Source organism: Halorubrum halodurans, assembly GCF_002252985.1.
In the GTDB taxonomy this organism is placed as follows: domain Archaea; phylum Halobacteriota; class Halobacteria; order Halobacteriales; family Haloferacaceae; genus Halorubrum; species Halorubrum halodurans.
The window spans coordinates 1-5,157 of sequence record NZ_NHPJ01000033.1; the positions used below are offsets into that span (position 1 = coordinate 1).

The following is a 5,157-nucleotide window of genomic DNA, read 5'->3' on the forward strand; positions in this document are numbered from 1 at the left end:
CGGAGTGGACGGCCTTCCGGCGGTCGGTCCCGCTCGCGGTCGTGACGGGTGCGTCGCTGTTCGGCGTCGTCGCCGTCCTCGACGTCGCGTCCGCCCCGCTCGTCCGGCTGCCGGCCGGCGAGGTCGCCGCCGACGCGGAGGGTCTCGAGGCGCTCGCGCCGTCGATCCCGGTTCGGCTCCTCTACGGCGGGATCACGGAGGAGATACTGCTCCGATGGGGCGTCATGGCGCCGATCGCGTTCGTCCTGTGGCGGGTACGGGCGGCGGTCGGTGGGGGGCACGACGCCGGAACCGGCACCGGGACGCCCTCCGCCGCGACGACGTGGGTCGCGATCGTCGCCAGCGCGGTCCTCTTCGGGCTCGGCCACCTCCCCGCGCTGGCGTCCTCCGTCGAGCTCTCGGCCGCGCTGGTCGTCCGGACCGTCCTGTTGAACGGGGTCGTCGGGGTCGCGCTCGGCTGGCTGTTCTGGCGGCGCTCGCTCGAGGCCGCGATGGTCGCACACGCCGCCTTCCACGTCGCGCTCCTCGCGGTGAGCGCGGTCGCGATCCGGGCGTTCTAGCCCGACGGGGTCGCACCTCCCGACCGCGGTCTGCCGTCCGCGCTCCCGCCCGCACAACGACACGCCTTTTCCCGGCCCGCGTGTGGGGCCCGTATGGACCCGAAGCGGGAGCTATCGAGCATCGACCTGGGCGCGCTCGTCACCGAGCTCGGCCGGTACGAGGGCGCGAAGGTCGACAAGGCGTACCTCTACGACGACGACCTGCTCCGGCTGAAGCTGCGCGACTTCGACCACGGCCGCGTCGAACTCATGATCGAGGTCGGCGACGTCAAGCGCGCCCACGCCGCGGACCCCGACCACGTCGCCGACGCCCCCGGCCGCCCGCCCAACTTCGCGAAGATGCTGCGGAACCGCCTGTCGGGCGCGGACTTCGCCGGCGTCAGCCAGTACGAGTTCGACCGGATCCTCACCTTCGAGTTCGAGCGCGACGACGAGAGCACGACGCTCGTCGCGGAGCTGTTCGGCCAGGGGAACGTGGCCGCCCTCGACGAGACCGGCGAGGTCGTCGGGTCGCTCTCGACGGTCCGCCTCAAGTCCCGCACCGTCGCGCCCGGCGCGCAGTACGAGTACCCCGCCTCCCGGCTCAACCCCCTCGACGTGAGCCTCGACGCGTTCGTCCGCCACATGGACGAGTCCGACACCGACGTGGTCCGGACGCTCGCCACCCAGCTCAACCTCGGCGGGCTCTACGCCGAGGAGGTGTGTTCCCGCGCGGGCGTCGAGAAGGAGACCCCGATCGAGGAGGCCGACGAGGGCGTCTACCGCGCGCTCCACGACGCGCTCGGGCGCATCGCCGAGCGGCTCCGCTCCGGCGACATCGATCCCCGCGTCTACGAGGAGCCGCTCGAGGACGCGGAGCTCGACGACCCGGACGCGGACGGGGACCGCCCCGTCGTCGACGTCACTCCCTTCCCGCTGTCGGAGCGCGAGGGGCTCCCGAGCGTCGGCTTCGACTCCTTCAACGCCGCCGTCGACGAGTACTTCTACCGGCTGGCGCGCGACGACGCGGCGGAGGCGGACGCCCCCGCGGACGCCTCGGCGTCCCGTCCGGACTTCGAGGAGGAGATCGCCAAACAGGAGCGGATCATCGACCAACAGGAGGGCGCGATCGAGGGGTTCGAGGAGCAGGCGGAGACGGAACGCGAGCGCGCGGAGCTCGTCTACGCCCACTACGACCTCGTCGACGAGGTGCTCTCGACGGTCCGGGAGGCCCGCGAGAACGACGTCCCGTGGGAGGAGATCGAGGAGACCCTCGCCGCCGGCGCGGAACGCGGGATCGCGGCCGCGGAGGCGGTCGTCGACGTCGACGGGAGCGCGGGGACGGTCACGGTCGAGCTCGGCGAGGACGACCTCGCGGTCGAACTCGAGACCGACGACGGCGTCGAGGTGAACGCCGACCGGCTCTATCGGGAGGCGAAGCGGATCGAGGAGAAGAAGGCGGGCGCCGAGGAGGCGATCGAGTCGACCCGGCGGGAGCTGGAAGCCGTCAAGGAACGCAAGGCCGAGTGGGAGGCGGCCGACGAAGGCGACGACGGCGGGTCGGCGGACGACGACGCCGGAAGCGACGGGGACGGTGACGACGAGGCGTACGAGGTCGACTGGCTCTCGCGCTCGTCGATCCCGGTCCGCAGCCCCGACGACTGGTACGAGCGGTTCCGGTGGTTCCACACCTCGACGGGCTACCTCGTCATCGGCGGGCGCAACGCCGACCAGAACGAGGAGTTGGTGAAAAAGTACATGGGGAACCACGACCGCTTCTTCCACACGCAGGCACACGGCGGCCCGGTGACGCTGCTGAAGGCGGCGGGGCCCTCGGAGTCGGCGGACCCGGTCGACTTCGCCGAGGAGACGCTGCGGGAGGCCGCGCAGTTCGCGGTGTCGTACTCCTCGGAGTGGAAGGACGGCCGCGGGGCGGGCGACGCCTACATGGTCGAGCCCGACCAGGTTTCGAAGACGCCCGAGAGCGGCGAGTACATAGAGAAGGGGAGCTTCGTGATCCGCGGCGACCGCACCTACTTCGAGGACGTTCCCTGCCGGGTCGCCGTCGGCGTCCAGTGTGAGCCAGTGACCCGCGCCATCGGCGGACCGCCCTCGGCGATCGCGGAGCGGGCGGCGACGAGCGTCACGCTGGAGCCGGGGATGTACGCGCAGAACGACGCCGCGATGATGGTGTACCGCCGACTGAAGGACCGGTTCGCCGACCAGTCGTTCGTGCGGAAGGTCGCGAGCGCGGACCGGCTCCAGGAGTTCCTGCCGCCGGGCGGATCGGAGATCGTCGGCTGAGCCGCCGCCGTGTCGACGCTCCCGACCCGTCCGGCGGCGAGCGCGACGTTTTCAAGCCCCCGCGACCGAACGCGACCATGAGCTTCGAGGCGCTGCCGGACGGCTGGCGGGTGTGGAACGAGGAGCCCGGCGGACGAGCGATCCTCGTCTACCGGCCGGACGTCTTCGACGGCGACGACGTCCCCGCCGAGTGTCTGCCGACGATCTACCTGACCAACGGCGCGCGGAACGCCCGGCCGGGGTCGGGCCAGTACGCGACCGACGAGTGGCACGTGGTCCTCTTTCTGGAACCCGAGATCGAGGCGGTCGCGGAGACGCACGGGTCGCGCGAGGCCGGCGCGGACGCGGCGGTCGACGTCGCCGGGCGGTTCGCCGCCGGCGACGTGGACTACCGGGCGGCCTACCAGGTCCCCCGCGAGACCTACTTCGACCGGCTCGACGAGCTCGTCGGCGGGGAGTGATCCGTCCGCGAGGGATCGGTCCCCGCGGTCGGCGGTTCTCCCCGTGATGATCCATGTCCGTGGATACTACGGACAGTATTCGCAGGGTCGAAAGCCACGAACACGAGGGTTTTTATCGATTCCCGTCCCAGGGTCGCGTACATGAACGCCGGTGGGGACCACGCCGACGACGAGCCGCGAGAGAAGTGCGGCGTCGTCGGCGTCTCGCTCGCGGAGAGGGACGCCGCGCGGCCGTTGTACTACGCGCTGTACGCGCTCCAGCACCGCGGCCAGGAGTCGGCGGGGATCGTCACGCACGACGGCTTCCAGCAGCACAGCCACGTCGAGCGCGGGCTCGTCGGCGACGCCTTCGAGGCGGGGGACCTGGAGTCGCTCGCCGGCTCGACCGGGATCGGGCACGTCCGGTACCCGACGGCCGGCAGCCTCGACAAGAGCTGTGCGCAGCCGTTCTCCGTGTCGTTCAAGTCGGGATCCCTCGGGCTCTCACACAACGGGAACCTCGTGAACGCCGACGAGGTGCGCGAGGAGTTGGCCGCGGCGGGCCACGCGTTCACCTCCGACGGCGACACGGAGGTCATCGCCCACGACCTCGCGCGGAACCTGCTCGAGGAGGACCTGGTTCGCGCGGTCAAACACACGATGAAGCGGATCCACGGCTCCTACTCGCTCGCGATCACCCACGACGACACCGTCCTCGGCGTGCGCGACCCGATGGGGAACCGCCCGCTGTGTATCGGGAGACTCGAGGACGGCTACGTGCTCGCCAGCGAGTCCGCCGCCATCGACACCCTCGACGGGGAGCTGATCCGCGACGTCCGCCCCGGCGAGCTCGTCGTCCTCGAGCCCGACGGCTCCGGCTACGACACCTACCAGCTCGTCGAGGCCGACTCGACGGCCCACTGCTTCTTCGAGCACGTCTACTTCGCGCGACCCGACTCCGTGATCGACGACGAGCTCGTCTACGAGGTCCGGCGGAAGCTCGGCCGCAAGCTCTGGGAGGAGTCCGGCGTCGAGTCCGACGTGGTGATGCCCGTCCCCGACTCCGGACGGGCGTTCGCCACCGGCTACGCCGACGCCGCCGCGGAGACGACCGCAGACGGGGGGGTCCGCGAGGACGACGGCGGCATCGAGTTCGCCGAGGGGCTGATGAAGAACCGGTACGTCGGCCGGACGTTCATCATGCCGACGCAGGACGAACGCGAGCGGGCGGTCCGGCTGAAGCTCAATCCGATCAGATCGACCGTCGAGGGGAAGTCGGTCACCATCATCGACGACTCGATCGTCCGCGGGACGACCTCGACGCAGCTCGTCGAGCTGGTGCGGGAGGCCGGCGCCGAGGAGGTCCACCTCCGGATCGGCGCGCCGCCGATCGTCGCGCCGTGTTACTTCGGGATCGACATGGCGACCCGCGACGAACTCATCGCGTCCGACAAGTCGACGGAGGAGATCCGCGACCGGATCGAGGCCGACTCGCTGTCGTACCTCTCGATCGACGCGGTCGCGGAGGCGCTCGACGCGAGCCGTGCCGACCTCTGTCTCGGCTGCGTGACCGGCGAGTACCCCTTCGACGTGGAGGGGGAGGCGACGGACCGACCGGTCGAGGCGCCCTCGACCGACGCGCCGGCGGCCGACGACTGACGCGGCCGGCGGCCGACGACCGCCACGTCACGTCGGATACGGTCCCCGCCTTCCCGCTCCGGCGGAACGTATCGGGAGCTTAAATACGGCGACCGTTCGACATGGAGGTATGACAGCGAACGCCGACGAGGCGTCGATGAGTCGCCGCCGACTCCTCCGATCGGGGGGTGCGAGCGTCGCGGCGGCGGCGGGGCTCGCCGCCGCCGCGACGCTCG

The 5,157-nt window shown here is 71.3% G+C and carries 4 protein-coding genes; all 4 read left to right on the forward strand.

The window, feature by feature from the left end; translation table 11 throughout:
* Positions 1–560: CPBP family intramembrane glutamic endopeptidase (locus DJ70_RS03040; protein WP_143420917.1), on the forward strand; the 560-nt coding region annotated here is incomplete at its 5' end.
* A 93-nt stretch (positions 561–653) separates the two neighbouring features.
* Positions 654–2,843, forward strand: a complete 2,190-nt coding sequence (rqcH, locus tag DJ70_RS03045) for a ribosome rescue protein RqcH (RefSeq protein ID WP_094530027.1) — start codon at positions 654–656, stop codon at positions 2,841–2,843.
* A gap of 77 nt (positions 2,844–2,920) precedes the next feature.
* On the forward strand, positions 2,921–3,304 hold the full coding sequence (locus tag DJ70_RS03050; RefSeq protein WP_094530028.1) for a DUF5820 family protein: 384 nt from the start codon (positions 2,921–2,923) through the stop codon (positions 3,302–3,304).
* 141 nt (positions 3,305–3,445) lie between these two features.
* A complete protein-coding gene (purF, locus tag DJ70_RS03055; protein WP_094530030.1) occupies positions 3,446–4,942 on the forward strand; it encodes an amidophosphoribosyltransferase in 1,497 nt (498 codons plus the stop codon).
* Positions 4,943–5,157: the final 215 nt, after the last annotated feature.

Bases quoted from the DNA above. Each gene is read 5' to 3' on its own strand.
- DJ70_RS03050 (WP_094530028.1), top strand. From the start codon at position 2,921: ATGAGCTTCGAGGCGCTGCCGGACGGCTGGCGGGTGTGGAACGAGGAG.
- rqcH (WP_094530027.1), top strand. From the start codon at position 654: ATGGACCCGAAGCGGGAGCTATCGAGCATCGACCTGGGCGCGCTCGTC.
- purF (WP_094530030.1), top strand. From the start codon at position 3,446: ATGAACGCCGGTGGGGACCACGCCGACGACGAGCCGCGAGAGAAGTGC.